23 protein-coding genes and 4 pseudogenes are annotated in these 26,848 nt (G+C 60.6%); 18 read left to right on the top strand and 9 right to left on the bottom strand.

The window, feature by feature from the left end; translation table 11 throughout:
• Positions 1-160: 160 nt before the first annotated feature.
• The gene (locus tag ABLE85_RS23185; protein WP_348795067.1) at positions 161-928 is read right to left on the bottom strand and encodes a GGDEF domain-containing protein; all 768 of its coding nucleotides are present in this window, start codon (positions 926-928) and stop codon (positions 161-163) included.
• Positions 929-1,225: 297 nt separating this feature from the next.
• On the opposite strand from ABLE85_RS23185, the gene ABLE85_RS23180 reads away from it, so the two are divergent.
• The 7 genes and pseudogenes from ABLE85_RS23180 (at position 1,226) to repC (ending at position 11,361) form a co-directional block, all read left to right on the top strand.
• Complete coding sequence (locus ABLE85_RS23180) at positions 1,226-3,700, top strand: ATP-binding protein (protein WP_348795066.1); 2,475 nt, start codon at positions 1,226-1,228, stop codon at positions 3,698-3,700.
• 146 nt (positions 3,701-3,846) lie between these two features.
• Positions 3,847-5,100 carry an EAL domain-containing protein gene (locus ABLE85_RS23175; RefSeq protein ID WP_348795065.1) on the top strand — a complete coding sequence of 418 codons (1,254 nt, stop codon included), beginning with the start codon at positions 3,847-3,849 and terminating at the stop codon, positions 5,098-5,100.
• A 140-nt stretch (positions 5,101-5,240) separates the two neighbouring features.
• A complete protein-coding gene (locus ABLE85_RS23170; RefSeq protein ID WP_348795064.1) occupies positions 5,241-5,936 on the top strand; it encodes a response regulator transcription factor in 696 nt (231 codons plus the stop codon).
• A gap of 111 nt (positions 5,937-6,047) precedes the next feature.
• Positions 6,048-7,235: pseudogene (locus tag ABLE85_RS23165) on the top strand (IS3 family transposase).
• A 493-nt stretch (positions 7,236-7,728) separates the two neighbouring features.
• Entirely contained in the window at positions 7,729-8,943 is a 1,215-nt protein-coding gene (gene repA, locus ABLE85_RS23160) for a plasmid partitioning protein RepA (RefSeq protein WP_348795063.1), read from the top strand.
• A complete protein-coding gene (gene repB / locus ABLE85_RS23155; protein WP_348795062.1) occupies positions 8,943-9,995 on the top strand; it encodes a plasmid partitioning protein RepB in 1,053 nt (350 codons plus the stop codon). The genes repA and repB overlap by 1 nt, the downstream gene beginning before the upstream one ends.
• Before the next feature lie 157 nt (positions 9,996-10,152).
• Positions 10,153-11,361 (top strand): plasmid replication protein RepC, encoded by a 1,209-nt coding sequence (repC, locus tag ABLE85_RS23150; protein WP_348795061.1) that lies wholly within the window; start codon positions 10,153-10,155, stop codon positions 11,359-11,361.
• Positions 11,362-11,471: 110 nt separating this feature from the next.
• Here repC and ABLE85_RS23145 read toward each other — a convergent pair.
• The 3 genes and pseudogenes from ABLE85_RS23145 to ABLE85_RS23135 form a co-directional block, all read right to left on the bottom strand.
• A pseudogene (locus ABLE85_RS23145) lies at positions 11,472-12,513 on the bottom strand (site-specific integrase).
• Between the two features lie 70 nt (positions 12,514-12,583).
• Entirely contained in the window at positions 12,584-12,988 is a 405-nt protein-coding gene (locus ABLE85_RS23140; protein WP_348795060.1) for a type II toxin-antitoxin system VapC family toxin, read from the bottom strand.
• On the bottom strand, positions 12,988-13,242 hold the full coding sequence (locus tag ABLE85_RS23135) for a type II toxin-antitoxin system VapB family antitoxin (RefSeq protein WP_348795059.1): 255 nt from the start codon (positions 13,240-13,242) through the stop codon (positions 12,988-12,990). Before ABLE85_RS23135 ends, ABLE85_RS23140 begins: the two co-directional genes overlap by 1 nt.
• 271 nt (positions 13,243-13,513) lie before the next feature.
• Between ABLE85_RS23135 and ABLE85_RS23130 the strand changes: the two genes are divergently transcribed.
• The 3 genes from ABLE85_RS23130 to ABLE85_RS23120 all read left to right on the top strand — a co-directional run bounded on the left by ABLE85_RS23130 (position 13,514) and on the right by ABLE85_RS23120 (position 14,741).
• Positions 13,514-13,690, top strand: a complete 177-nt coding sequence (locus tag ABLE85_RS23130) for a DUF1403 family protein (RefSeq protein ID WP_348795058.1) — start codon at positions 13,514-13,516, stop codon at positions 13,688-13,690.
• A 20-nt stretch (positions 13,691-13,710) separates the two neighbouring features.
• Entirely contained in the window at positions 13,711-13,926 is a 216-nt protein-coding gene (locus ABLE85_RS23125) for a DUF1403 family protein (protein WP_348795057.1), read from the top strand.
• A gap of 368 nt (positions 13,927-14,294) precedes the next feature.
• The gene (locus tag ABLE85_RS23120) at positions 14,295-14,741 is read left to right on the top strand and encodes a nuclear transport factor 2 family protein (RefSeq protein WP_348795068.1); all 447 of its coding nucleotides are present in this window, start codon (positions 14,295-14,297) and stop codon (positions 14,739-14,741) included.
• Between the two features lie 312 nt (positions 14,742-15,053).
• On the opposite strand, the gene ABLE85_RS23115 is transcribed toward ABLE85_RS23120, so the two are convergent.
• The 4 genes from ABLE85_RS23115 to ABLE85_RS23100 form a co-directional block, all read right to left on the bottom strand.
• Positions 15,054-15,359, bottom strand: a complete 306-nt coding sequence (locus ABLE85_RS23115) for a UBP-type zinc finger domain-containing protein (RefSeq protein WP_348795056.1) — start codon at positions 15,357-15,359, stop codon at positions 15,054-15,056.
• Between the two features lie 18 nt (positions 15,360-15,377).
• Entirely contained in the window at positions 15,378-17,045 is a 1,668-nt protein-coding gene (locus tag ABLE85_RS23110; RefSeq protein ID WP_348795055.1) for an FAD-dependent oxidoreductase, read from the bottom strand.
• A 215-nt stretch (positions 17,046-17,260) separates the two neighbouring features.
• Positions 17,261-17,890 carry a helix-turn-helix transcriptional regulator gene (locus ABLE85_RS23105; protein WP_348795054.1) on the bottom strand — a complete coding sequence of 210 codons (630 nt, stop codon included), beginning with the start codon at positions 17,888-17,890 and terminating at the stop codon, positions 17,261-17,263.
• A gap of 18 nt (positions 17,891-17,908) precedes the next feature.
• Complete coding sequence (locus tag ABLE85_RS23100) at positions 17,909-18,781, bottom strand: S1C family serine protease (protein ID WP_348795053.1); 873 nt, start codon at positions 18,779-18,781, stop codon at positions 17,909-17,911.
• 180 nt (positions 18,782-18,961) lie between these two features.
• On the opposite strand from ABLE85_RS23100, the gene ABLE85_RS23095 reads away from it, so the two are divergent.
• Positions 18,962-19,921, top strand: coding sequence for a trypsin-like peptidase domain-containing protein (locus ABLE85_RS23095; RefSeq protein ID WP_348795052.1), 960 nt, complete (start codon positions 18,962-18,964; stop codon positions 19,919-19,921).
• Positions 19,922-19,965: 44 nt separating this feature from the next.
• Here ABLE85_RS23095 and ABLE85_RS23090 read toward each other — a convergent pair whose 3' ends face one another.
• Positions 19,966-20,763, bottom strand: coding sequence for a hypothetical protein (locus ABLE85_RS23090; protein WP_348795051.1), 798 nt, complete (start codon positions 20,761-20,763; stop codon positions 19,966-19,968).
• 866 nt (positions 20,764-21,629) lie between these two features.
• Between ABLE85_RS23090 and ABLE85_RS23085 the strand changes: the two are divergent.
• The 7 genes and pseudogenes from ABLE85_RS23085 to ABLE85_RS23055 form a co-directional block, all read left to right on the top strand.
• Positions 21,630-22,117: pseudogene (locus ABLE85_RS23085) on the top strand (integrase core domain-containing protein); the annotation flags it as partial.
• Positions 22,118-22,184: 67 nt separating this feature from the next.
• Positions 22,185-22,373, top strand: a pseudogene (locus ABLE85_RS23080) (hypothetical protein); the annotation flags it as partial.
• Between the two features lie 14 nt (positions 22,374-22,387).
• On the top strand, positions 22,388-22,663 hold the full coding sequence (locus ABLE85_RS23075) for a hypothetical protein (protein WP_348795050.1): 276 nt from the start codon (positions 22,388-22,390) through the stop codon (positions 22,661-22,663).
• Positions 22,664-22,788: 125 nt separating this feature from the next.
• Complete coding sequence (locus ABLE85_RS23070; protein ID WP_348795049.1) at positions 22,789-24,336, top strand: ABC transporter substrate-binding protein; 1,548 nt, start codon at positions 22,789-22,791, stop codon at positions 24,334-24,336.
• A gap of 64 nt (positions 24,337-24,400) precedes the next feature.
• Entirely contained in the window at positions 24,401-25,339 is a 939-nt protein-coding gene (locus tag ABLE85_RS23065; protein ID WP_348795048.1) for an ABC transporter permease, read from the top strand.
• An 11-nt stretch (positions 25,340-25,350) separates the two neighbouring features.
• A complete protein-coding gene (locus tag ABLE85_RS23060) occupies positions 25,351-26,202 on the top strand; it encodes an ABC transporter permease (protein WP_348795047.1) in 852 nt (283 codons plus the stop codon).
• Positions 26,199-26,756, top strand: coding sequence for an ATP-binding cassette domain-containing protein (locus ABLE85_RS23055; protein ID WP_348795046.1), 558 nt, complete (start codon positions 26,199-26,201; stop codon positions 26,754-26,756). The genes ABLE85_RS23060 and ABLE85_RS23055 overlap by 4 nt, the downstream gene beginning before the upstream one ends.
• Positions 26,757-26,848: the final 92 nt, after the last annotated feature.

The raw sequence follows: 26,848 nt of genomic DNA, 5'->3' as shown, positions 1-26,848 counted from the left end.
CCGTCCTCAATCGCATGCTTGCATGCGCCCGCCCGAAATCCGTCCGCTGCAACGCAGCGACTGCATAAATGGCGGCATCAAAAGATGAGAGCCCGGCAACTTTCCGATCCACGCACCAACGCTTATCGCCGTCGCAGCGACGCTGCTGGAGTCACACGACCTAACCGTGTGAACCATAAAGAACGACCTGGCTGCGACCACTGCGCTTTCCGGCATACATCGCGCTATCCGCTGCCTTCAGCAGTTCCGCCGCCGACTGCATATCGGCGCCTGTGCAAATGGTCACCCCGATCGTGGCACTCACCGCAAGCTGCTTGCCCTCGAAGACGATTGGCTTCTCGATCGCGTCGAGCAGATCACTGGCCATGCGCATAGCCTCGGGCACTCCGGATGACGTTTTTGCAAAAACAGCGAATTCATCACCGCCGAACCTGGCGATGCAAACCGCGCTCCTTGCATTCTGTGTCAGTCGCAGTGCCACCTCTCGCAAGACCGCATCGCCGGACGCATGCCCATGGGTATCGTTCACCGGCTTGAAGCCGTCCAGATCAATAAACAGCGCCGCACCCTGTTCGCCATCCTTCGCGCACTGCAAAAGCGCGTCGGCCACCTGTTCCTCGAACCGAAGCCGATTGGCAAGACCAGTGAGCAGGTCTGTCCGTTCGATGGCCCGAGCTCGCAGTTCCGCATCCTTGCGCATGATGCTCTCGCGGCCGAATTCCACGAAGCGCCGCAAATACAGGATCATGAATCCGAACATCATGACCGAACTTACGGCCAGGAGCCTCATCAGATCGTTCCGTTCCCTCTCGGGCGAGGCATCCGCGGAATCCGCATACAGCTCAACCTCGAACGCGAGATAGCCGCCAAACAGAAGTACCATGGCCGCCATGCTCCAGTATCCCTTGAGAGCCTGAAGTAGTTTCATTTGAATCAGCAATCCGAGTCTTAGGGTAAATATTGACAGCCACGAGAAATGTTGCTTCCAGCCGGACCGGCCGCGGGACGCGTAACTATGGACCGGAATTTCCGGGCACGACGACAGCGTGGCACATCCTTTTTACAAGGGTTGAGTCTCGCTTCGAGTTGCGTCATAGGAAATCTGCATATTAGAAAGTTGTTAACATGCTCTGAACGCCCTTGCACTTTCGATAAGCTGGCCCGAAATCGGAGGGAACGCCGCCCCCGATTAAATATAAAACGACGAAAAATTTATTAAAATCCAATGAAACGAGTTGTCGATTATATAAAGAGCAGGCCTGCGCCGAATGATAACACTTATGTGTATCATTTCAGGCCAAAATACTTTCTTTTTATTGCTTCACTTATTTTTGTTGCCATCTCATTCGGATCATTCTTCACATTTGAATGGGCCGAGCAGGAGGCAGCGATCGCAGAAACCTACAATGAAGCATCCATGACGTCGGCGCCTCTGGCCGCAAACATGAATCTGTTTCTGAACACGGTCGATCGGAGCTTGCGCGCAGCACAGGAAGCGGTAGCCGATGCAACGCGCAATGGTGAACTGAACCGTGCTGACGTCCGCGCCATCCTGTTGATGGCCAGCTCACATGGGGCCACGCCTCTTCGCTTTGCGGCTATCGACGCCGACGGCTACCTGATCGCCACGTCGCAGACTGAGGAAGCAGAACATGTGAGCCTTGGGGATCGCGATTATTTTCTGGCGCAGATGTATGGATCAATGGACAAGCCGTTCGTCGGCAACCCTGTGGAGAGCAGGCTGCGAGGCTCCAAGGGAGAATGGATTGTCCCCATCAGCCGCCCCATACGCAAAGACGGACATTTGCTTGCAGTGGTCACGGCAGCCGTCCCGGTCTCGCTTATCAAAAGCCTTTTTGTAGACATCCCGAACGGTCACAGACTGGTGGGCATCCAGAAGCTGGATGGCACATTGCTCACCTCACTGGCGCCGAGCGGCGCGAGCGACACTGCCAGCGTAGACATTGCTCAGGCGCTTCGCGGCAATGCGTTATCCGGCGGTGACCTTTCCTCGCCCATCACCCTTTCCGACGATGAGTACTACGTCGTCTGGAAGCTCATCCCCGACAAGCAGTTGGCCATATTCACCGCCATAGCGAAAACAGACGGTCTCAAGTCCTGGACGAAACGGCGAAACCGGCTGCAAGTCCTTCTTGCCGCCTGCGGCCTCTGTGTGGTTGCCGCCGGCTGGGGGCTCGACAGGAGTATGAACCAGCGCGCGCGCCGCGAGGAAGCCGCGCTTGAAATGGTCAGAGCTTCGTTTGCCAGCATCACGGACCCGCTTTTCTTGGTGGACAACGACTGGAAAATCGCGTTCGCAAACTCCGCCCTCGGCGAACTGGCCTCTCAATCCGTGATCGGAAAGAACCTGTTCGAGGCCTTTCCAGATATCGAAGCGAGCGGATACAAGGCCCTGCTGGTGGAATCGCAACGATCCGCCTCGACATCGGCGAAAGAAATCCACCTACAGGGATCGAATCTTTGGCTGTTGGTGACGGTTTATCCGTTCTCCGGCGGCTCGCTCATCTACGCGCGCAACATCACCGAACAAAAGCGCACCTCGGAGCAGCTACGCCATGCCCAGAGAATGGAGATGATCGGGCAGCTGACAGGCGGAATCGCCCACGATTTCAATAATTTGCTCACCGTCATAATCGGCAATTTGGAGGACATCAACGAGAAGGCAGAGGCGGGCTCCTCGGTTGCCGACGCCGCCGCCACAGCGCTGAAAGCCGCCGATCGCTCCGCCGAATTGACCGCCAGCCTCCTGGCCGTCGGCAGACGGCAGGCGCTCTCGCCCGTGCCTACCGACATAAATGCGCTGGTCAACGGCCTGCACCCGATGATGAGGCGCGTTCTACCTGAATCCATCGACATCGAGGTCGTCATGGCGGCGGATGCCTGGCTCGCCGAGGTTGATCCTGGCCAGGTGGAGAACGCTGTCCTGAACCTGGCGGTTAACGCCCGGGACGCCATGCCGGAAGGCGGAAAGCTCACATTCGAGACCTCGAACGAATACCTCGACGAGAATTATGCCCGCCAGCACAACGAGGTGGTACCTGGTCCCTTCCTGCTCTTGGCCATTTCCGACACCGGTCACGGGATGACCCCCGAGGTCATCGATAAGGCCTTCGACCCCTTCTTCACGACAAAGCCGGAAGGAAAAGGCTCCGGGCTCGGCCTCAGCATGGTTCAGGGTTTCATCAAGCAAAGCGGCGGCCACATCAAGATTTACTCGGAGATCGGTCAGGGCTCCACGATCAAGCTGTATCTGCCGCGCGCAAGAAAGGGGCTCTCCGAAGAGCCGGTCGAGCCGACCGCACGCACGCGCGGGGGCTATGAAACGATCCTGATCGTGGAGGACGATGAACTCGTTCGCGATCACTCGAGCAATCTCGTCACCAGGCTTGGATACAAATCCCTTGTCGCCAGCAACGCAGAAGAAGCGCTGCAAATCCTCAAGGAGCATAGGGTCGACCTTCTGCTCACGGACGTCACCCTTCCGGGTGGAATGAATGGCCGGCAACTGGCCGACCTTGCTCGCGTAACGGACAAGAAGCTGCGCGTCGTCTACATGTCTGGCTATACGCGCAACGCCATCATCCACCATGGGCGACTGGATAAGGGCGTCGACCTGCTGCAGAAGCCATTCCGGCTCGCCGACCTTGCACGAATATTGCGCGAGGTGCTCGACCGGTAACGCTTTGGGGCCGAGGCGCCACGTCTTTTGCAGCTGCCGCTAGATCGGCCTCCACGAGGCGGACAGCCGCGTTTACCCTTTTTAATATTCGGGAAAGGTGAAATTAATCGGGAAACGCTTTGCTGCGCTTACAACGGAGCGTTTCCATGCGCAACACGATCATCCCTTTCGGCTCCAAGAGTCGCTTTCAAGGCAGTGGGGCCCCGCCGCAGAGCGCGCGAAAGACGATTCATGTCGTCGACGATATGGCGGACCAGTTGCATTTTCTGCGCTTTGCATTTGAACAAGCCGGGTATCAGACAGCGTTCCATCTCTCCTTCGAAGACTTCGCAAGCGATATCTCCCACGAGGAGGCGAGGGCCGTTCTGATCGACGTTTATCTCGGCGACAATGACGTCACCGACGTCCTGGACTTTCTCAACCGGAGCAAAAGCAAGGCCGATATCTATCTGACGAGCGGCGATCGGAAAGCGCTGGAGATTTCGCGCCGCTACGCCGAGGAGATCGGGCTGAAGGTCGAGGCTACCATTCCGAAGCCCTTTACCGGCAAGCAGATGCTGGAAAGTTTGCTTCGAAAGAGCGACGGCTTGAGTGCGGTTCTGGAACAACTCGATGTCGCGGAAGCGGTGCGCCTGGGTTGGATTTATCCTGTCCTGCAACCGAAGCTCGACCTTCTATCGGGCAGGATCACCTCGGCGGAACTGCTGAGCAGAATAGTGCACCCTGACCTCGGCGTCATTGCGCCGCAAAGTTTCATCAGCCAGATGAGCGCAGAACAAAATCAAACGTTGTTCATGCAGCACATCGCCTTCATCCGTCAGCAATTCGAATCCGGTTCGTGGCCGAGCGCGGAGTTCCGGGTCAACGTCAACATAGACGTCGCAAATCTTGTCGATGTCAGGGACAAGATGAAGGCGATCGCCGCGCGCACGCCCAACCTGTTCAAGAATGTCGTTTTCGAGATTACAGAGGAAAGTCTTTCCGAGATTCCTGCAAACCAGCTGAAAACGCTGTACAAAATGAGTCTGGACGGCGCGATTTTCTCCATCGACGATTTCGGAACGGGTCTATCGAATTTTTCTCGGCTCGCACGGTTTCCCTGTTCCGAAATAAAGATCGACCGCTCGATCATCCACGGCTGCTCCAGTGTGCCCACAAGGCAGCTTCTGGTAAAGTCCATCATCAACATGTCGCATGACATGGGAGCCAAGGTGGTAGCCGAAGGCGTCGAAGCCGTTGGAGACTTTGCGCTCCTGAAAGAGATTGGATGTGACGAGATACAAGGCTACCTTGTCGCGAGACCGATGAGGGTCGAAAAATTTTTTACCTTCGTTGCCGACTACAATAGCAACCACTTGACCGAAAGTAAGGGATCGCTCTCAGATGCCCAAGTGATGTAGCATGGTTACCACAAGACGCCGCGAACCCGGATGACGAAAGTCATATGATTGTCGCAGTACCATTGGCACTGCTGCACTTGCCGCTTCTGCAGCGACAAGACGCCGACGCAAATACCGTATAGACCGCGAATGTTACCGCCATGGATATAATTGTAATAGAAGATGACAAGCTTATCTGCGATACATTTCGACGACTATGGCCAATCCCATCCGATAAGCTTACTTTTCTTTCCAGTTATAGACAATCCATAAACCTAATTCACAGTCCTGAAATTAATTCATTTGATGGGATCATCGTAGATATCCACCTGCCGGACGGAGACGGCTTAACAATTCTTCGGGAAATTCGCAAGAATACAAATGTCCCTATTGTCCTCATTTCGGGTTCCGGCACCGCAAACAGCCGTGCCGACGCGATAGACCTGGGTGCCGACGATTATGTCATGAAACCATTTTCGATCAGGGAGTTGCAGGCGCGAATGGCGCGCCTGGTCTCGGTTCGAAACGAAAAGGAACAGTCCACCCGACGTGAGCAGTTTACGCTGGGGCGCGTCTCATGCGATCTCCAGAAGCGAACAATATCCAACGTTGAAAACGAATTCCGGCTAACCGACACGGAAGCTCGAATTCTCGGATACCTCTACAACAACCGAAACTTGAGCTGCAGCAAGTCGACATTATACAAAAATGCATTCTTCCGTGACTTCGATCCGAACGACAAAACGCTCGATGTCTACATCAGTCGTCTACGAAAGAAGATAGCGCATCTCGATAAATGGAGCTCGGAATGCATCCAGACGGCACGCGGATCCGGATATCGATATAGCGAGCCCTGATTCTCGTTCTCAAGCTTGATCACAAGCGCAGCCATGGCCGTATCTTCTGACGTTGCCCCTTTGACTTGATCCGGATTGAAGTTCGTTCTGGCCCAAAGAAAGGACCAGAACATGAAACGCAGCCGCTTCTCGGATGAGCAGATCATCGGGATTTTGAAGGAACACGAGGCCGGGGTCTCGGTCGCGGATTTGTGCCGCAAGCATGGCGTGAGCGATGCCTCGATCTACAAATGGAAGGCCAAATTCGGCGGCATGGACGTGTCCGAGGCGAAGCGTCTGAAGCGCCTGGAGGATGAGAACACACGCCTGAAGCGGCTTCTGGCCGATGCCATGCTCGACACTGCGGCCCTGAAAGATCTGTTGGGAAAGAAGTGGTGACGCCCGCAGCCAGGCGGAACGCTGTCGCGCATCTGAAGGCTGCCTTCGGGATGAGCGAACGGCGGGCGTGTAAAGCCATCGGCTGTTGCCGCATGACGGTGCGCTACGAGACCACGCGGCCCGATGATCGCGCGCTTCGGGAGCGGATGCGGGAGATCGCGTGCGAGCGCCGGCGCTTCGGCTATCGACGTCTGCACGTCCTGCTCAAGCGCGAGGGCCATGTTGTGAACCACAAGAAGCTGTTCCGGCTCTACCGCGAAGAGAAGCTGGCGGTGCGTCGTCGTGGCGGGCGCAAGCGGGCGATCGGGACCAGGGCCCCTATGCTGGTGCCCTTGCAGCCGAACGAGCGCTGGTCGCTGGACTTCGTGTCCGATCAGCTCACCGACGGCCGGCGCTTCCGCATCCTGGCCGTGGTCGACGACTGCACGCGCGAGAGCCTGGCGCTGGTTGCCGACACATCGCTGTCGGGCCTGCGGGTGGCGCGCGAGTTGAACCGCCTCATCGCCGAACGCGGCAAGCCGAAGATGATCGTCAGCGACAACGGCAGCGAGTTCACCAGCAATGCCATCCTGGCCTGGGCCGATCAGGCGCGTCTCGAGTGGCACTACATCGCGCCGGGCAAGCCGATGCAGAACGGCTTCATCGAGAGCTTCAACGGCCCTGCGCGATGAGTTGCTCAACGAGACGCTGTTCTCCTCGCTGGCTCAGGCCCGCGCGGCGCTGAACATCTGGCGGACGGACTACAACGCCGCGCGCCCGCACTCGCAGCTCGGCTGGCAGACGCCCGACGAGTTCGCACTGACCTTCCACGCGCCTCGGGCCTTGGCGCTGCGCAATGCGAAAAGCTCCGCGCCAACGCCCGCCGTTCCACCCGCCCATCAGGGCAAAACCAACGCCGGAAACGAACTCAAAACTGGATAAAACCTGGGGGCAAAGTCACACGCATTTTGATTATGGATCAATGACCGGGCGACGGCATCCGGCGCGTCAACGCGATCCGCACTGTCGGCACCTTCATGAACTGGGCGACGGCTCCGACTCCCCCTCCCCTGAGCGAAGCGCAACGGCCCGCGCCCAACGGCGTTTCCGATCGACGCCAATCCGTTGACATGAAACAGCGAACTCAGTCGACCAAATCGCGTATTCTGGACATTGTCAGATGAGCAGGCAGAAGGCGGAAAGTGAGCGACCCAAGGAAGGCATGTGGAAAAGACACTAGGCTATGGCATAGCCGCTCGCTCCATCGCCCTCCAATGCGACTTCTTTGTGAGTTTACGGCGGTAAACTCCAATCTTGTCGACCGTCGCGTTAACCTTTCATTAACGTTAAATTCCTTGCGGCCGGGTGAGAATCGGGTCTAAGTGCGATTATGATACTAATGCACTCCTAAATTCGCATTTTCGGGTTCCCTGTAATGAATATCGCATTTGATGCCGACAAGCCGCTGAGTGACTTCGATCAGCTCATCCTCAAACAGGGAGCTGCATTGTCCGGCCGTCTCGAAAAGCATCGCATGGAAAATTTTCCTCCAGACGCGGTTAAGACCCTTCGGCCGTTCCAGTTGGCCGAAGTTGCCACATATTTGGGAATCAGCCCTGGCTACCTCAAAAACCTATCACTCAATGGGAAGGGACCTCAACCAACCGTAACATCTACGGGCAGGCGCTCGTATACCGCTGAGCAGATGCTGGAGATGCGTCGCTACCTGGACCAGAACGGGCGGTCAGATTCGCGTATGTATGTTCCCCATCGTAAGGACAAGGAACACCTGCAGATCGTCGCAGTCGTCAATTTCAAGGGCGGTTCGGGCAAGACCACAACGACGGCTCACCTCGCCCAGCATCTGGCTCTTACCGGTCACCGCGTTCTGGCCATCGATCTCGATCCTCAGGCTTCGCTAACCGCTTTGCATGGCATCCAGCCAGAACTGGATAACTTGCCATCGCTATATGAAGCCATTCGCTATGACGATGAGAAGAAGCCGATCAGCGCACTTATCAAGAAGACTAATTTTCCAGGCCTCGATATCATTCCTGCGAATCTCGATCTTCAGGAATTTGAATACGACACGCCCTTGATCCTCGCGGAAAAGGGTACTCGAGACATGGGAAGGATGTTCTTCACCCGCCTCGATGCTGCCCTGTCTGAAGTCAGCGATCAATACGATGTCGTCGTCCTCGATTGCCCGCCCCAGCTCGGTTACCTGACGCTGACAGCCTTGTCTTCGTCGACAGCGGTTTTGGTGACCGTTCATCCTCAGATGCTGGACGTCATGAGCATGTGCCAGTTCCTCCTTATGCTCGGTGAAATCCTCGATCCGATTAAGCGGGGCGGGGGCAATATGAACCTCGATTGGATGCGATACCTGATTACTCGGTACGAGCCGGGTGACGTTCCGCAGAGCCAGATGGTCCATTTCATGAGGTCGCTCTTCGGCGGCTTCGTGCTCAAAAACGAGATGCTCAAATCCACCGCGATCTCCGATGCGGGCATTACCAAACAGTCGCTTTACGAGGTCGAGCGCAGCCAGCTTACGCGGTCTACCTATGACCGTGCTCTGGAGTCTCTTCATAACGTCAATGGCGAGGTTGTTTCTTTGATCCACAAAGCTTGGGGCAGGGCGGTCTGATGGCGCGCAAAGGCATCATGTCAGCATTGATGGACGACACTCCTGCGGCTGAGTTTACTGCCGTAAACTCAGAAACCCCAAAGCTGTCTGGACCCGTAGAGACATCAGGTCGCCGAGGTGCTTTCGGCATGATGTCTCGTGCTGCAGACGAGATGGCAGCAAAGGTTGCGGCGGCTGAAGAGGTCGAAAAGCAGCTCCAAAGCGGTACCCGAATCATTGAACTTGATCCCAATGAACTAGAGACGTCGTTCGTTGTCGACCGCCTCCAAGACGATGACGATTCTAGTCTTCAGGAACTGATTCGAGCTATCCGCGAAAGAGGGCAGGATAGCCCAATCTTGGTGCGACCACTGCCAAATGCGGAAGGCCGCTATCAGATCGTTTTTGGTCACAGACGTGCCCGGGCTGCTAAGGCTCTGGGCATCAAGGTAAAGGCGTCTGTTAAGGCGCTTTCAGACCAAGAGCACGTCATCGCACAGGGCCAGGAAAACACGGCTCGTGCCGATCTCAGTTTCATTGAGCGCGCATTGTTTGCCAAAAAACTTGCCGAGCAGTTTGACAACGAGACAGTGATGTCGGCTTTGGCAGTCAACAAGACCGTCCTCTCAAAGATGCAATCTGTCACAAACAATGTGCCGTCTGACCTCATCCTTAAGATCGGCCCTTCTAGAGGCATTGGTCGAGATCGTTGGTATGATCTATCGGTGCTCTTTAAAGAGGGCGCGGTTCCTGAAATCCGTCAACTGCTAGAGCAGGACAATTTCCGCTCCGCATCGTCGGACGAGCGCTTCCTGATTGTCTCGGATGCCGCAAAGTCTGGAACAAAACCTACTCGCAAGCCAAAGGACAGTGGAGGGGAAACGGCGCCCGCTGCTAAGTCATGGACGTCCAAAGATAATTCGGTCAGCTTTGTGATGAATCGGAAGCCGAGAAAGGTCGCTATCGAACTTACGAGCGTGAAAGCGGGATCGTTTGGTGAATGGCTTTCGAGCCGCTTGGACACCTTGTTCGAGGAGTTCAGGCAATCGGAAAATGAGGGAACAGGAGACTAATCCAGCAAAAGAAAAAGCCCCCACAAACGTCGGTCTGTGAAGGCTCTTCGTATTCTCTAAGCAGGTTTACGAATCGCATTTCTCAGAATCAGTGTCAAGCTTTTTGACGACGCTTGCGGCGAGCGGACTTCTTTTGCCTAGTCATAGGTGAAGGAAAATGGAGACGCATATTGCCTCGACTCCCTTTGGGAGCCGGCCGATGTCGCTTGCCATGTTGGCAGCGCAGCGGGACTCACGTGAAAACCTAGCTGAGGGTAGGGTGGTCGACAAATGGCAGCTGTACAAGGACATCTGTGAAGCCAAGACAGTGCTTGGCACCAATGACCGCGCTCTGGCTGTCCTAAGCGCTCTTTTGTCGTTCTATCCAGACAGCGAGCTGTCGGAGGAAAACGGTTTGGTCGTCTTCCCGTCTAACAGACAGTTGTCACTACGGGCACACGGGATGCCTGGCACCTCGTTGAGGCGGAATCTTGCCTCGTTGATCGAAGCTGGCTTAATCCTGAGGCGCGACAGCCCGAACGGTAAACGTTACGCCCATAAGGGAAGGGGAGGGGAGATTGAGGAGGCGTTCGGGCTTTCCTTGGCACCGTTACTCGCTCGCGCCGACGAAATCGCTCAGGCGGCAGACCAGGTGCGTGCTGAAGCCGTGCGTCTCAAACGCACCAGGGAGCGTATCACTCTTCAGCGTAGGGACATCTCTAAGCTAATTGAAGTGGCCGTCGAAGAGGACGCCGCAGGCGACTGGAATGGCCTCTGGAGGCGTTTCAGAGCCATTGTGGACGCTATCCCACGTCGAGCGGCTGTCGCAGAGCTGGAAGCCATTCTCAATCACCTCGTCGCAATTCGCGCTGAAGTGGATAACGCGCTGAGTTCTCTCGGTAATGACCAGAATATGGCTGGCAATGAGTCCCAAATTGGACGCCAGCAATCTAAATCAAATACTGACTCTATTATTGAACTTGAACCTGCTCCGAAAAACCGCGGGGGCACGGTTGCGCCAAGAACCCGGACCGACGAGCCGCCGAAGGGTTTCCCGCTCGGGTTGGTGTTGAAGGCCTGCCCGGAGATTGTCGACTACGCCGTGTCGGGGATCGGCAACTGGCGGGATTTGATGGCGACCGCTGCCCAGGTGCGCGGCTATCTCGGGATTTCACCGTCCGCCTATTCCGAGGCGCTCGAGGTACTTGGCCAGGAAAACGCGGCAATTGTCATTGCCTGCATTCTGCAACGGGCACAGCACATCAATTCCGCAGGCGGCTACCTGCGTGCGCTGACCGAAAAGGCGAGGGCAGGGGCGTTTTCGGTCGGTCCGATGTTAATGGCGGCGCTGAAGACAACCGGCGAGCCCGCAAGAATGGCAGGATGAGGTCTTCTGGTGGGCAGTGGCGACGCTCGCTGGTCAGCCGGGTTCCTGATGGGCTCTCCGGGACCAGAAGTGTTTCAGTTTGGAATGGCGGGGCAGGGGAGGCTATGACCTTACAACCCTGCGGCCTTAGTCAGATTGATCCGGAAACGGTCGCGGCGGCGCTGGTACTTGCGGGTCATTTCGGCGCTGGCATGACCGAGTTGCTTTTGCACGTAGCGCTCGTCGACCTCGGCCGAGGAGGCCAAGCCGGCGCGCAAGGAATGGCCGGCGAACTTCTGCGCGCGCTCGCCCTCTGGCAAATCGCCGCGGACGCCGGCGGCCAGCGCGGCCTTCTTGACCAGACGCGCGACCTCCTGATCGTTGAGCCGATCAGGTCCGACGGACTTGCCCCGGCCGGTGACGCGCCGAAACAGCGGCCCGTGCGCGATGCGGGCGAACTCGAGCCAGGTTTCGAGAGCGGCGACCGGACAGGTCGCGTCGGAAGAGCCGCGGCCGATCTCGACCTCGCGCCAGCCGGTCTTGCCGCGCAGCGTGACCAGCAGGCCCTTGCCGGGAAAGACTTCGACCCAGCCGCGGCCGACGTCGAGCCTCACGATTTCGGAGCGGCGCAGGCCCCCGGCAAAGCCGAGCAGCAGCATGGCGCGGTCGGGCAGGCCGCGTAACGTCACACCCGGGGAAGCGTCTCCAGCATGGCGATCAGATCCTCCGGCAGCAGTGCTTCCTTCTGCCGCGGCGGGGCGGCATGCCTGTTGCGGATACCGGCCATCACCGTGGCGATGTGGCGGTCCTTGCGGTCGAGGACGAGCTCGCGCTGCGCATAGTTCCACACGAGGGAAGATAGCCGTCGCTCTATGGCGGACACGGAGTTTGCTTTCTTGTCGTCGGTCACGGTTCCGGAAGCACAGGCGGTGATGTAGAGCCCGACCGTTTCGGGTGAGGGCGGCAGCACAGCCAGGCCTTGCCGCCGGCACCAGCCCGAAAAGTGCTTCCAGTCGGCCGCGTAGGCGCGGCCGTGTTGGCCGAACTTGCCGCTTCGACATAGCTCCGCGCCCGTTCGGCAAGACCTTCGAGATGCGCGGGAAGCCGTTCTTTGTCGCTCGCCGGGACCGGCAGGGAGGGGACGTTCTCGCGGTCAGCTGACGGCTGTCCCATTTCCCAAACGACGCCGATGAGGTCGGGCAGGTCGTCTGCTCCGCTGCTCCTAGGCAGGATATCGGGCTCTTCACTGCGCATTTGCAGGCACCACCCGCCGGATGTCGGTCTGGGAGAAATCGTTGCCCTTGAACAGCAGGGGCTCATCGGTCAGCTTGGCAAGGGCGTAGGAGAAGCAGTCTCCATAGTTCAGGCCGGCCGGATGACGGCCCTTGCCAAAGCGGCGCCAGGCGCGACGCGCCTGATCGGCGTGCTCGGCCTCCACGGCAATGATCTTGACGTCCGACTTGGCCAGCCACAGATCGAGTTCGGCCCCGCCGGGCTCGCCAAAACGCGTCTCCAGCACCATGGCCGCCTCCAGCAAGGTCGCGGCAGAGATGAGGCGCTGCGGATCGTCGGCGATCATCCGTTCAAAAACGGGCGCCTCTGGCTCGTTGCGGGCGATCGCGACGATTGCGGAGGTATCGATGACCATCAGCCGGGCAGTCCGGTCTCGTCATAGCCGATGATCTCGTCGGCGCTGCGCGTGTCGAGGATGGACATGGCGCCCCAGCGCCGGCGGCTGGCGGCCAGATCTTCCAGCAGCGCGGCCCGGCGGGCGTCGGAGCCGAGACGCCGCAGCCGCTCTTCGAGCGCCCGTCGGGTGGCGACCGTGATGGTTTCGCCGGTGCGTTCCGCGAGGCTGCGGGCAAGGCGCTCGGTCTCGGGATCCTTGATGCTCAAAGCCATCGATAGTTCCAATCTACCTCAATATCTACATTCTACCTATGTAGCACGCCGAAGCGCGACTTGCACGCCATTTGCGGCGTTCTCTGTGGTCGAGCGGAGCGTCCCTGGGCCCGATTTTTGGGCTTCTGCGCCGCGAGTGAGGCCATTTCACGCAGGAATCACATAACGAGCGATAAGCCGGCATTATCGCTCATTGTAGCGGCAAGACAGGCGGTGCGGCTTACGCAGCATTCGTTGGTAGAAACCGCACGGTAGCGTTAGGCTGAGCGGCATGGATTCGCTCAAGCCCGCGTCGCCACTAACCGCAATCTGGCCGTCCCATCTGCCGGGATGGGCGCTGCCGCTCGGGCGCGAGGTCGGCGACCTGGACGCCGCCTTCGCCGCCGTCATCGCGTTGAAATCGCTCGATGATCTTGTCCGCACCGAGCCTGTCTGGTCCGGCTGCTAGCGCGCCCGCCAGGCGCTGAAATGCACAGCAAGCGCCGCCCGGCTCCTCGGGGCGAGGGCGAAGCGGCCTTACGCGACGCCGTGCTGCTGACCGCGCCGGGCGACGATCCGGTGCCGGCGGGCAAGGTGCTTTGGGCCTTCGAGGGGGTCTCCGCACGCAAGAGCGTGATTTCTTCGAAATTCGTCGGCGAACTTGCCGAACTCCTCGATCTCAGCTGGGACGAACGGCTGGCCTAGCCGAATCCAGGACGGACCAATACGGTCACAGAGCCAGCCATGGAGCCCAGGCGTCGTAGTCGCGCTCCGGGCCGCACGACCCTCTGCGGGCAATGTCATCGCGCATCAGACCTCCTGTGATCGGCAGAGTTCTGTTTCCCTCACTTAACTGCAACAGAGCCCGCAGGCCGATCGAAAGATCCGGCGGGCAGTCGCTGGAGGCGAATGGCTTGAACCCGGGGGAATGGTGCTTGCTGGCGGAAGTACCAGATTCGAGAAGCAAAAAACTCCGCCCAGCGGGCGAACTCCTTCAAGGCGGAGCATCAGTTCGACTGGTCCGAGGCAAACACCCGCCAGATCCAAAGCTACTTTGGAGAATTTCCCTCTTGATGGACCTGCCGCAGCACGGCCGACAATTATTGGCTCCCGAAACGAAAAACGCCGTGATGGCGAACGGCAAGTTGGGCGTATCCTTTGGTATTACTCGTAATCTCCACGACGTGTTCGGCGAGATTGACCCCATGCGTCGACGCGCAGTGATCGATGAGATCTTCCACGAAGACGCTGTTTTCTACGATCCGAACAACGGAGTTTGCCGTGGCCGCGCCGAGATCGACCGTATCGCGGGTGTAATCAAAGCTATTCATCCCGACTTCGAATATCAGCCGATCGCACCGCCTGAGGAGATGGGCGATGGTGGGCGTGTCCGTTGGCTGGCGGGCAGCCCTGGCAAGCCGCCAGCTTACGCCGGAACCGATTTCATGATCGTGCGGGACGGCAAGATTGCCGCCGTCTATCTCTTCTTTGACGAGCTTCCGCAGCCTGGGCACGGCTAAACACCCGCATGTGAGCCGCCCAACCGGCCTCAGCCCCGGCGTCCAAGCAACGACTTCATTTCTCGGTTCCGATGGTCGGTAAGGTGACGCCAATCAATATCGGAAAGAGCAGCGTCCATCGCCCACAAGGCATTCAGTGAGACTGCACGGCCAAAGTGAAATTTAAGGCGTGCATGGGTCTCCACGGCGCGCATTGCGCGCTGTTCGTCCGCATTCGTACCTCGATCTCCGCGAGACACCTGGCCGTACAGGGACCAAGATTGGGAAGACTTTCAATACCGTCCGACATCGGGTCTTGCATCCCGACCAAAGCTAGTAAAAGCGCGGGATCGGGCCGCGCTGCGGTGTGGTGCGGCCACCGAGGTCGACGAATACCTCGTCGACATAGCACCACCCCCAACCTTCCGGAGGGTCGTAGCCCTCAATGATCGGATGGCGGGTGGCGTGAAAATGCTTGGTGGCGTGGCGGTTGGGCGAGTCGTCACAGCAGCCGACATGACCACAGGTACGGCAGATCCGCAAATGCAGCCATGGCGATCCGATCTTCAGGCATTCCTCGCAGCCGAGTGCGCTCGGCGTTACGTCTTTGATGTCTCTCGTATGCGTGCATTCATCCATCACGGTCTCCTCGCCGGTTCAGCGGCCGCCGTTCTGGGCAAGATAAGCATGAAGCGCGGCCACCACCTGGGCTCCTTCGCCGACGGCCGCAGCGACCCGCTTGATGGAGCCGCAGCGAACGTCGCCGATGGCAAACACGCCACTACGGCTTGTCTCCATCAGGCCGGTTGTCGGCGCCAAATCCGGTCCGGTGCGCACGAAGCCCTTGGCGTCGAGTGCCACGTCGCAGTTCATCAGCCAGTCCGTGTTCGGGTCGGCGCCAATGAACAAGAAGACATGACCTATGGCGCGTGTCGTTTCCACCCCGGTGTCATGGTTGCGCCAGCGCACCTGATCAAGATTGCCGCCATGGCCTTCAAGCGCCTCGATCTCGGTCTCGGTTAGTACCTCGATGTTCGGCTGTGCCTTGATGCGCTCGACCAGATAGCGAGACATGGTTTCATTGAGATTGCCGCGGCGCGCCAGTAACGTCACCTTCTTCGCATGGTTGGCCAGATAGACAGCCCCCTGACCGGCCGAATTGCCGGCGCCGACCAGGGCCACTTCCCGGCCCTCGCAAAGCCGTGCCTCGACCGGCGAAGCCCAATAGTGCACGGACGTCCCCTCGAACTGCGCCAGGTTCGCGATGTTGAGGCGACGATAGCGAGCTCCGCTCGCGATCACTACCGCGCGCGTCCGCACAGTCTCCCCGTCGCCTACATCGAGCGCGTAGCGCGCGTCTGATTTGTCGCCAGCGGTACTGAGCAGCTTCACCTCGTTGGGTATCACCAACTCGGCGCCGAACTTCTGTGCCTGGTTGTAGGCGCGCGCCATCAGCGCCATTCCCGAAATGCCGGTCGGGAAGCCGAGATAGTTTTCGATGCGCGAGGAAGCGCCTGCCTGCCCGCCGAAGGCGCGGCAGTCGAGCACGATCGTCGAAAGCCCTTCCGAGGCCGCATAGACCGCGGCTGCCAGCCCCGCCGGCCCTGCGCCGACAATGGCCACATCATAGACTTTGTTGGCATCCATCGGCCGTAGCAGGCCAACGCAGCGGGCGAGGTCGCTCTCGCGCGGATTGTGCAATAGCTTGCCGTTTGGAGAGAGTACGATCGGCAGGTGGTGCGGATCGATGTGGAAGCGCTCGATCAGGGTCTTGGCGCAAGGATCGGTGTCGGAATCGAGAGCGCGATGGGGCAAGCCGCTGCGGGTCAGAAAGCCTTGCAGCCGCAGCACGTCCCCGCTGCCCTGAGGGCCGATGATGATCGGCCCGCTGACACCACTCTCCAAGAGGCCGACGCGGCGCAGGATCAGTGCTCGCATGACTCGCTCGCCGAGAGTTGCCTCCTGCACCATCAGGTCCCGTAGACGCTGCGAGCGAATGACAAGGGCTTCGACCTGCTCGGTTGCCTCCGCATCTACCAGTGAGGGGCGGTCCGAGAGCTGTGCCAACTCGCCGATAAAGTTACCCTGGCCGCAGGTGATGATCACCTCGCGATGACCAAGTCCGCGGCCCTGCGTGATGTCGACCTTACCCGACAGGATGACGATCAGCCCGGGCGACACCTCGCCGGCAGTGACGACACGTTCGCCGGATGCATAGGATCTGGCCTCGCCAAACCGGCGGATACGCTCGATATCCGCATCAGCCAGAACGAGAAACATCTGGTCGCGACGGGCGTCGAGCGTCGGGCTAACGGTAGCAGCCATGTCATGATCGTACCGCTATAGTGGCAAGGTTTGAAGTGGCTTGTTGGACGCCTGACATCAGAGGATGGGTTGGGTGCACCGGCTTTCGCCGACCGTCCATGCAACCGTCTCTCGTTCAGCCGGCGAAGGGGTAGGATTGAGAAGCGCAGGCGGCGTTGCTGCCCGCGCTCTGCCAACCGAGGGGCGGCGACGGGAGCGCCTATTTCAACGGCAAGCTAGACCAGCACCAGCCCCTGCCGCATCGCCGTGGCGATGGCATCGGTGCGGTTGGCCGCGCCGAGCTTCGCAAGGATCGCCGCAACGTGGAATTTGGCGGTATGTACGGAAATGTCGAGATGCCGCGCGATCACCTTGTTAGACGCGCCCTCGGCAAGCAGTGCCAGCACCTCCGTCTCGCGCGGCGACAACCGGATCGAGGATGCCTCGTGATCTGCCTCGCCACCGGCCAACAGACCGCCACCCAGGCGGTCGTCGGTCGAGGCGAGACTGGCGCTGCGCCCATCCATTTCTGTTGATGCATGAGCGACACGATAGCCCGCAGCGGCAAGCCGAGCGGCGGCCGCGATCAGCGCCGTGTCGGCGTCCCGCGGAAGCACCGCCGCCGCAGCTGCCGCCCGGCGCGTCGCTCGCGAGGAGAGGACTAGCAATGGTGCACCCAGCATCCGGACACCGCCCGCGGTTTCGTCATCGACGATCGCTACGTCGGCGTGGTCGCCTTCGGCCAGGTCCTCAGGCGTCACCGGCACCAATCCGTCGTCCTCCGACAGGCGAAGGGCAAGCTGCTCGCTCGACGCCGCGTCACCGAGCGCCACCAGAACGAACAGCCTGCGTTGCGTCTCCGCCATAGCCAGCACCCGGCCCTCTCAGTTCAGGGGTTTTTCGCCGATCGTGATCGCCACGTCACGCGCCTCCCCACCGCGCAGGATTTTCAGCGTGACCGCAGTACCTGCGCTGTCCGGCCCCAGCCGGAGGATCAGTTCGCGCGGCCCGCGCACCGGTTCGCCGTTCCAAGCGGTGACGATGTCGCCCAGCGCAATGCCGACAGCTTTCGCCGGTCCGTCGTCGTCAAGCCCCATGACCATGGCGCCCTGGACCTGGCCATGGTGGATCGGATGCAGGCTGGCGCCGAGATAGCCGCGCAGGACGTGGCCTTTCTCGCGCAACGTCGCAACGGTCCGCTCGATCGTCTCGTAGGGGATGACCAGCGCCCGGCGGCGCGGCCCGAAGAGCAGCATCCCGACCAGCCCGCCGCTGGCGTCGAGCACCGGTCCACCCTCGAAACGACCGCCCGCCATCACCGCGAGGTTGATGCGGTGATCGATGGTGCCGCCGCGCCGTGAGCGCCACATCGGTCCGACCTCGGCTACCGTGCCGAATACAGCAAGAGGTGAAGCGCCGTCACGCCCGGCCGCGACGACGACGTCGCCGAGGCGCACCGGCCCGGCCTTTTTGAAGCTCGTGCCGGCGGCGGCTGTTGAAGGCTTCAGTAGGGCGATGCCGGTCGAAGGATCGCGACCGATCAGCTCGGTCTTCACAGTCTCGCCGCTGGGCAGGGTAAACTGCAATTCCTCGTCCGGTTCGACAGCCTCCTCGGCGGCGACGTAAAGGCCCTCGCCCCAGTGGAAGGCCGTCGCGGTCCGGCCATGATGGGTCAAAAAACTCGCGGTCACCGACGCCGCTTGTCCGGCGATGTCGGCGACTGCATTGGAAAAGGCGGCAAGGTCGAAGCTGGTCATCATGCACTCCTGGGTTAGGCCGATTTGGGTTTCCTGAACCCAGATATCGCCCCACCGCATGGCGCTTCCAACTCGCCGAACGGCTAGGAACCGCGGCCACTAGCCATCAGGTCAGGTCGCGGCGCGCCGGCGCGCACAGCACATATAGGCATCGATTGTTCGACTGACATGGAGGCCCCTATGGCCCTGCCCGCGACTGAGTTGAATTCCCATGACGCCGGCCTGCTTGACGCCTACTCTTCCACCGTCGCCGATGCGGTCGACCGCATCGGCCCGGCCGTATGCCGTATCGAACCCGCTGTCGACGGCCGCCGCGCGGCCGGCCAGGGTTCGGGGTTCGTCATTTCGCCGGACGGGCTGATCGTCACGAATTTCCACGTTGTCGGCGAAGCACGCGCCGTACGTGTCGCCATGCCCGACGGCACATCTGCCGAAGGGCGTGTTCTTGGCCGCGATGCCGATACCGACATTGCCCTGGTGCGTGCCGACGGACATTATCCCGACATCGCCCCGCTCGGAGACTCGAAGCGCCTGCGCCGCGGCCAGATCGCTATCGCCATCGGCAATCCGTACGGCTTTGAATGGACGGTGACGACCGGCGTCATCTCGGCCCTGGGGCGCTCGATGCGCGCCTCGAGCGGCCGGCTCATCGACGACGTGATCCAGACCGACGCCGCGCTCAATCCGGGCAACTCCGGCGGACCGCTGGTGTCGTCGGCCGGCGAGGTGATCGGCATCAACACCGCCATGATCCGAGGCGCGCAAGGCATCGCCTTCGCCGTCGCCTCGAATACGGCCAGTTTCGTCATTGCGGAAATCATCCGCTTTGGTCGCGTGCGCCGCGCCTTTATCGGCGTCTCGGCCGACGCGGTCGCCCTGCCACGCCGCGCCGCGCTGCTTTCCCAGGTGACCAGCCGCACGGCGGTGCGGTTGCGCTCGGTCGAGGCGGGCGGACCGGCGGCACAAGCCGGGTTGAAGGAAGGCGACATCATCGTCGCCATCGACGGTCACGCCGTCGGCGGCGTTGACGATCTGGTGCGGATGCTGGACGCCGACAGGATCGACCGGGAAACGGTGTTTTCGGTGGTGAGGCGTTCCGGAGCCAGCCAGGTGACGGTGACGCCGGCTGCACGTGCCTGACTTTGGCTTCCTTTGCCGAGCAAGACTCGGAGCTGAATTGCGGATCAGCATGTAGATACCCACGCACGTTCGGCCGCGCTGGCCCGAATTTCAGCAATCCTTGTGCGCTCATTATTTCGGTGCGCATCTTGCCGACGACGGAATCGATGAACGCGGAAACTGCCAATGGCAGGTGAGCCCGGTTGAGCTCTGTTTTTCGCACGCCCGTCAGCAACGCCGCCTTGTAGAAGGGGCCGTACGGATAGGGGGTCTCGTCGGCGGCCTTCCAGTAGGCCCGCAGCTCGGTGGCGTCGAGGCCGCGCTTGCGCACGCGCCTGCTCAGCCCGAGCACCCAGGGCTGTAGGTCGCGAATGGGATTGACGCTTATGCCGTAAGCCATCCGCCGTTCGGGCTCCATTGCCTAGGAGAAGAACGTCTTCAAGTGACCGAAGGCGGTGAGCGCCGCGGTCGCGGATCGCCTTGACCAGCGTGGACACGTCGACGTCGGCCACGTCCGCCATCGGCTTGTCGCGCCAGGGGTTCCGGGCGGGATTGAGGATGTCCCGCCGTATCGCCTTGGTGTCTGCGAGGACGTGCCGGTTCTGCTGACGCGACGGGAGGTAGGCGATGTAGTCCTCCATCGCCGCGCCGAAGGTGCGCCGCGCGGCCAGGACCCTTGCCGCTTCGGTCCGCTCTTTTTCCTCTTTCGGGTCGAGGCCGCGTGCGAGCAGGGCGTTCCATTCCGCGCCGACGCGGACGAACAGGTTGGGGACGGCCCCATCGGGGAAGTCATATCGCTTTCCGTCGGGCGCTGGGCGCAGGTTGACGATCCGTTCTTCGGTGAGTCCACGGGGTCTGGACATGGCAGCGGTCCTTTCTCGGGCAACGCGATGGGCAACGAGACCGGTGGGAAACGTGCTCCCGGCATGTGCCTTATGGGAATACCGGATAGCGGAAAAAATCCCGTCATTTCAATCGGTTCGTTCCGATTGAACCCGAATGATCCTCGATGAACCAAGTCGGCCATCTGGCTCATAACCGCTTGGTTGGGGGTTCGAGTCCCTCCGCTGCAACCAGTCCTCATGTCGCAGGTGCGTGACATGGCATTTCAAAAGCGAGTGGTTAGATTGTGGGGAAAGAAAAAGGGATCGAGTCCTATGATCGAAGTCGTCCGAAAACGGCCTGTGTTGGCGTTCATAGCCGCTGTAGCATCGGCTGCAGTGGTGGCAGCAGGTGCCGCTATCGGGGTTGTTCAAACAATCACCATTCTCGCGATAATTGCCACTGCGGTAGTCATGGGCTGTCTGGTCATGATATCGATCAGGGGGTAGGTCTTCAGTCACGCGTGACGGCGGCACGAACACGATCTTCCGCGCAAGTGGTAGCTTCGCCTTAGCCTCGAACAAAAGGACGCGCCGGCTTACCCCCGCGGCCTCGTTGCGCCGATCAGCATCTTTCGGCAACTATTTGCCGTTGCCCCCCAGCAGCACGAGACCCGGAGCCCGTCGCACACGCCCCGTCAGACCGGTTCCGGGTCTCAACCCGCCATAGGTCGTCGGTGTCGCGATGCTGGGCGAGTCAGTGCTGAAGGTTGTCGGATGGCTCCGCAGCCGGCCCAATGGCCGTCGAGTAGGGCGGGAACACATGGTGGCCCGGAAGGCACTCGCAGTCTATTCGACCAATGCGCAATAGTCATCGGTAACCACACTGCCGAAGTCGTATCGAGATCAACGAGACCTGGGCCATGGACTTTGATCACGACCAACTGGCCACCGGTCGCAAGATCCGGATCCTGACCATCGTGGATACCTATTCCCGGTTCTCGCCAGCCGTCGATCCGCGGTTCAGTTACCGGGGGGAAGATGTCGTGCTGACGCTTGAGCGGATCTGCGGCAACGTCGGCTATCCAAAGACCATACGGGTCGACCAGGGCTCGGAGTTCGTCAGCCGCGATCTCGACCTGTGGGCCTATCAGAAAGGCGTTACGCTCGACTTCTCGCGGCCAGGCAAGCCGACGGACAACAGCTTCATCGAGTCGTTCAACGGCAGTTCCGGTCGGAGTGCCTGAACACGCACTGGTTCATGAGCCTTGACGACGCCCGCACGAAAATGGAGGAATGGCGTAGAGACTACAATGAGGTCCGGCCCCACAGCGCGATCGGCAACAAGCCGCCGATTTCGCTCATGAACGGCTCTCCGGCATCCCCGCCGGCATGAGCCTTAACCCCGGAAAACTCCAGCTCCCGCTGGCGCAAATACGGGGGGGCACTTCAGCGTCGGCCACGCCGAGGAACTGGTCGCCCGGTTAGAGCTTACGCCCCACACCATCAATCGTATGGTCAGCTACTTCGCCCGCCACGAGGTCGACAAGCGAGCGAAAAACTTCGGCAACGACCAAAACCCGTCGGCCGGCTACGTCGCCTGGCTGCTCTGGGGCGGCGACGAGGCGACAACGACGTTCCGTTTGTTGTGATCGGAGGGGTAGCTGTGAAGTTTTACGACCCAGCAAGGGAAGCGGAAGATGTTGACCTGTTCGTTGGGGCAGATCCTAGCGTGATCGAGCGACTAGTAGCAGGAATACCGGACTTGGCATTAGACCCGAAAGCTAAGGCGAAGTTACTGGACCAGAGAGTGGGCCATTTCAAGGTTGCGGGAGAGTACAAGGTTGACGTGCTAAGCTTCGCGCTCGGACTCAATTTTGAAGAGGCATTTTGCACCGCCGAGATTTGCGAACTCGATGGTGTGGCGTCGAACAAAATCTAGTCAACAACAGTCGGTAATCTCCAATGTTAAAAATGCCACATACTACTTGACCAATGTGATTAAGATCACATACCCTTCTCCAGGGTCCTGGCGGACCCCAACGAACAGTTCCGGAGGAGGACAAAATGAATTTTTGGAGCAGATCCCGCGCGCAGGCGTCGGGCGCGGCATTGCGTGGCGCAGCCCTCCTGGCGATAGGGCTGGGCTCGGCGGTTCCGGCGCTCGCCGCCGATGTCATCCGCGTCGTTTCGCCCTATCAGACCACCACGCTCGACCCAATGCGCTCGGCGGCAGCCGGCAATATCGAAACCTATGGCCAGCTCTATTCGCGTCTGCTGCGGCGTGATCCCGAATCCGGTGCGCTGGAGCCCGCGCTTGCCGAAAGCTGGGATATTTCGGCGGACGGCCTGACCTACACCTTCCACCTGCGCGACGCGCAGTTCTCCGACGGCTCGCCCGTCACCGCCGATGACGTGGCCTTCAGCCTCGACCGCATTCGCACCGACAAGAAGTCGGCCTATCCGGCACCGTTGGGTGCAGTGGAGTCGGTGACCGTGGCCGATCCGAAGACCGTCGTGGTCAAGCTGAAATCGGCCTTCGCACCCTTCCTCGGCAACCTCGAGATCTGGAACATGGGCATCGTGTCCAAGGCCGATTTCGAGAAGCAGGGCGAGGAAAACGCGTTCTCCACAGCGCCCGTGACCTCCGGCCCCTATGCGGTCAAGGAGTGGAAGCCGAACGAGAAGCTCGTCCTGGAGCCCAACTCGCACTACTGGCGCCAGGGCTATCCGAAGTCGGATGCCAGTGTCGAACTCATCGAGATCGCTTCGCCCGAAACCCGCGTCGCCATGCTCAAGGCCGGCGAGGTCGACGTGATGCGTGCGGTGCCGTGGGCGCAGATCGATGATCTGAAGTCCGTCGAGAACATCGACATGCGGCTTGAGCCCTCCACCACCATCTACATGACCCTGCTCAACCACAAGCGCGAGCCCTTCTCCAACATGAAGGCGCGCCAGGCCGCCGCCTACGCCATCGACAACAAGGCATTGGCCAAGGCCATCACGCGCGGCTACGCCGAACCCGCCAACACGACGCTTCCGGGCAGCATCGATTTCCACGACGACGAATATCCGGGCATTCCCTACGATCCCGCGAAGGCCAAGGAACTGCTGGCCGAGTCCGGCATGGCCGGCCATGAGGTGAAGATCCTCGCCACCGCCGCCGCGACCGAGCAGCAGATGGCATTGCTGCTGCAGGCGCAGTGGCAGGCGATCGGGCTGAAGCCGGTCATCGTCAATGTCGACGGCGGCGCCTGGTGGGAGTCCACGGGCAAGGGCGATTACGACGCGGCGGCCAACTGGTGGTACAACGAGACGCCCGATCCCGATCTGGCTGTTCGCTGGGCGGTGTGCGGGTCCTGCGGCTCGAACTCCTACAACACCTTCTATGAGAACCCGAAGGTGGACGAGCTTGTCGAGAAGGGCACCACGGAAACCGACACAGCCAAGCGCGCGGAGATCTACAAGGAGATCCAGAAGATCACCACCGAAGAGGTCGCACAGATTCCTCTCTACTACGCGCCGAATGCTGTGGCCTATTCGAAGCGTATCGAGGGTATCAAGCTTACGCCTTCCCTCCAGTGGACGCTGGAAGACACCTCCATCGTGAAGTGAGCCAAGACAGGCGACGCGCTTTCGACCGAAAGTGCGTCGCCTCTGCTGGAATCGGAGAACCGGATTGGCCCTTCTGCAACTCATCGCGCGGCGCCTGATACAGCTTGCCGGCGTGCTGCTCGGGATCAGCGTCGTAACGTTCCTGCTGCTGCACATGGCGCCCGGCGACCCGGCGCGGCTGCTCGCCGGCGATCGGGCTAGCGCTGAGACCATCGCGGTGATCCGCTCCCAATACGGATTGGACCTGCCGCTCTGGCGGCAATTCCTCACCTATCTCGTGAATCTCTTTGCCGGCGACATCGGCCAATCGCTGCGCTTCCAGCGGCCGGTCAGCCAGCTCATCCATCAATTCATGTGGCCGACCCTGTTCCTGACCGTCTATGTGGTGTGCCTCGCCGTGCCGCCGACGGCCGCGCTCGCGATCCTGAGCGCGCGCAGGCCCGGCGGGACCGCCGACCAGATCATCCGTCTTATCGGTATCGCCGGCCTGACGATCCCGGTCTTCTGGCTGGGCATCATGATGTCGCGCTTCTTCGGCGTCAGCCTCGGCTGGTTTCCTGTGTCGGGTTATGGCGTGGGCTTCACCGGCCACCTCCACCACCTCTTCCTGCCCGCGCTTTCCACCGCCATCTGGCTGGTGCCGGTGCTGACGCAGAGCCTGCGGGCGGCGCTGATCGAAAAGGCCACGGCCGACTTCGTCACCGCTGCCCGCGCACAAGGGGCGAGCGAGCGCGAGATTTTCTGGCGCACCATCCTGCCCAACGCCGTACTGCCTACGCTCAACCTGCTCGGCGTCATGGTGGCCTTCATGATCGGCGGCGCCATCATCGTCGAGACCGTCTATGCCGTTCCCGGCCTGGGAACACTGATGATCGGCGCGCTGCTGGGGCGCGACTACTATGTCGTGCAGGGCCTCACGCTGGTCTTTGCGATGTCGACCGTCCTGGTCACGCTCGCCGTCGACCTGCTCACCGCCTTCATCGACCCGCGCGTCCGGCTTTGAGGAGACCGCAAATGGCCGATGCCTCGATACTGCCCGAAACCGCGCCGCGCGCCAGGCGTATGACACTCTCGATGACGGTGGCGATCGCCATCCTCGGCGGATGGCTGTTCCTTGCGCTGGCGGGTCCCGTGATTGCGCCCTACGATCCGGACGCGATCGACATCATGAACATGCTTTCGCCGCCGAGCGCCGAGCACTGGTTCGGCACCGACCAGGTCGGCCGCGATATCTTCTCGCGCGTCCTGTTCGCCAGCCGGGTCGACCTGTTCCTGTGCGTGATCGGCGTCTTGCCGCCGCTTCTGATCGGAACGACGATCGGCCTGCTCAGCGGCTATTTCGGCGGCGTGGTCGACAGCCTCTTCATGCGCGTCTACGACCTGACTGTCGCCTTTCCCTTCTTCGTGCTGGTGCTGGCGATTGTCGGCGTGCTTGGCCCCGGACTGGTCAATTTCGTCATCGCGCTCACCCTCGTCGGATGGGTCAGCTATGCGCGGCTGGTGCGAGCGGAAGTGCTGACGATCCGCGAAAGCGAATATATCCAGGCGGCCAAGTGCCTCGGTTATCCACCTGTCGCGATCCTGACCCGCCACGTCCTGCCCAATGCCATCGGCCCCATCATCGCCTATGCGGTGAGCGATGCGGTGCTGGTGATGCTGGCCGGCGCGAGCTTCGGCTTCCTCGGCATGGGCGCGCAGCCGCCGCTCGCCGAATGGGGCGTCATGATCGCCGACGGGCAGGCCTTCGTGCAGCAGGCTTGGTGGATCTGCCTGTTTCCGGGTCTGGCGGCGATTTCGCTCGGCCTCGGCTTCGCCTTCCTGGGCGACGGGCTTGGACAGATGCAGCGCAAGCAGGCCACGGCATGAGCAGGACAGAAGACGTGACGCGGCCATTGCTCGAGGTCGAAAGCCTTACCGTCGGCTTCGGCGAGTTCGATGCCGTCAAAGGCGTGTCGTTTCACCTGCAGCCTGGAGAGATTCTGGGAATCGTTGGCGAAAGTGGCTCGGGCAAATCCGTCACCTGCCGCGCCGCAATGGGCCTGTTGCCTGGCGCGGCGAGGGCCAGCGGCCGGGTGACGCTGGAGGGGCGCGACCTGCTGACCCTCGGCGAAGCCGACTGGTGCGCCCTTCGCGGCCGTGACATTGGCATGATCTTCCAGAATCCTGCCTCGCATCTCGATCCGCTGCGCCGCATCGGCAAGCAGATCGCAGCCCCCATGGTCCGGCATCTCGGTATCGGCCGAGGGGAGGGAATGCGCCGGGCGATCCAGTTGCTCGACGATGTCGGCATCCGCGAACCGGAACAGCGCGCCCGTTCCTACCCGCACGAATTCTCCGGCGGCATGAAGCAGCGCGCCATGATCGCCGCCGCCATCGGCTGCGGGCCGAAACAGATGCAGCGCAAGCAGGCCACGGCATGAGCAGGACAGAAGACGTGACGCGGCCATTGCTCGAGGTCGAAAGCCTTACCGTCGGCTTCGGCGAGTTCGATGCCGTCAAAGGCGTGTCGTTT

This window comes from Mesorhizobium sp. KR1-2 (assembly GCF_040045035.1).
Taxonomy (GTDB): domain Bacteria; phylum Pseudomonadota; class Alphaproteobacteria; order Rhizobiales; family Rhizobiaceae; genus Pseudaminobacter.
This window is presented reverse-complemented; position numbering and strand designations above follow the sequence as displayed.

Coding starts and splice junctions, on each gene's coding strand:
- ABLE85_RS23140 (WP_348795060.1), bottom strand. CDS start 12,988: ATGGTCATCGATACCTCCGCAATCGTCGCGATCGCCCGCAACGAGCCA.
- ABLE85_RS23175 (WP_348795065.1), top strand. CDS start 3,847: ATGCGCAACACGATCATCCCTTTCGGCTCCAAGAGTCGCTTTCAAGGC.
- ABLE85_RS23070 (WP_348795049.1), top strand. CDS start 22,789: ATGAATTTTTGGAGCAGATCCCGCGCGCAGGCGTCGGGCGCGGCATTG.
- ABLE85_RS23170 (WP_348795064.1), top strand. CDS start 5,241: ATGGATATAATTGTAATAGAAGATGACAAGCTTATCTGCGATACATTT.
- ABLE85_RS23185 (WP_348795067.1), bottom strand. CDS start 928: ATGAAACTACTTCAGGCTCTCAAGGGATACTGGAGCATGGCGGCCATG.
- ABLE85_RS23105 (WP_348795054.1), bottom strand. CDS start 17,890: ATGGCGGAGACGCAACGCAGGCTGTTCGTTCTGGTGGCGCTCGGTGAC.
- repC (WP_348795061.1), top strand. CDS start 10,153: ATGGAGACGCATATTGCCTCGACTCCCTTTGGGAGCCGGCCGATGTCG.
- ABLE85_RS23110 (WP_348795055.1), bottom strand. CDS start 17,045: ATGGCTGCTACCGTTAGCCCGACGCTCGACGCCCGTCGCGACCAGATG.
- ABLE85_RS23120 (WP_348795068.1), top strand. CDS start 14,295: ATGGACCTGCCGCAGCACGGCCGACAATTATTGGCTCCCGAAACGAAA.
- repB (WP_348795062.1), top strand. CDS start 8,943: ATGGCGCGCAAAGGCATCATGTCAGCATTGATGGACGACACTCCTGCG.
- ABLE85_RS23095 (WP_348795052.1), top strand. CDS start 18,962: ATGGCCCTGCCCGCGACTGAGTTGAATTCCCATGACGCCGGCCTGCTT.
- ABLE85_RS23180 (WP_348795066.1), top strand. CDS start 1,226: ATGAAACGAGTTGTCGATTATATAAAGAGCAGGCCTGCGCCGAATGAT.
- ABLE85_RS23055 (WP_348795046.1), top strand. CDS start 26,199: ATGAGCAGGACAGAAGACGTGACGCGGCCATTGCTCGAGGTCGAAAGC.
- ABLE85_RS23090 (WP_348795051.1), bottom strand. CDS start 20,763: ATGTCCAGACCCCGTGGACTCACCGAAGAACGGATCGTCAACCTGCGC.
- ABLE85_RS23135 (WP_348795059.1), bottom strand. CDS start 13,242: ATGGCTTTGAGCATCAAGGATCCCGAGACCGAGCGCCTTGCCCGCAGC.
- repA (WP_348795063.1), top strand. CDS start 7,729: ATGAATATCGCATTTGATGCCGACAAGCCGCTGAGTGACTTCGATCAG.
- ABLE85_RS23115 (WP_348795056.1), bottom strand. CDS start 15,359: ATGGATGAATGCACGCATACGAGAGACATCAAAGACGTAACGCCGAGC.
- ABLE85_RS23130 (WP_348795058.1), top strand. CDS start 13,514: ATGGATTCGCTCAAGCCCGCGTCGCCACTAACCGCAATCTGGCCGTCC.
- ABLE85_RS23125 (WP_348795057.1), top strand. CDS start 13,711: ATGCACAGCAAGCGCCGCCCGGCTCCTCGGGGCGAGGGCGAAGCGGCC.
- ABLE85_RS23060 (WP_348795047.1), top strand. CDS start 25,351: ATGGCCGATGCCTCGATACTGCCCGAAACCGCGCCGCGCGCCAGGCGT.
- ABLE85_RS23100 (WP_348795053.1), bottom strand. CDS start 18,781: ATGACCAGCTTCGACCTTGCCGCCTTTTCCAATGCAGTCGCCGACATC.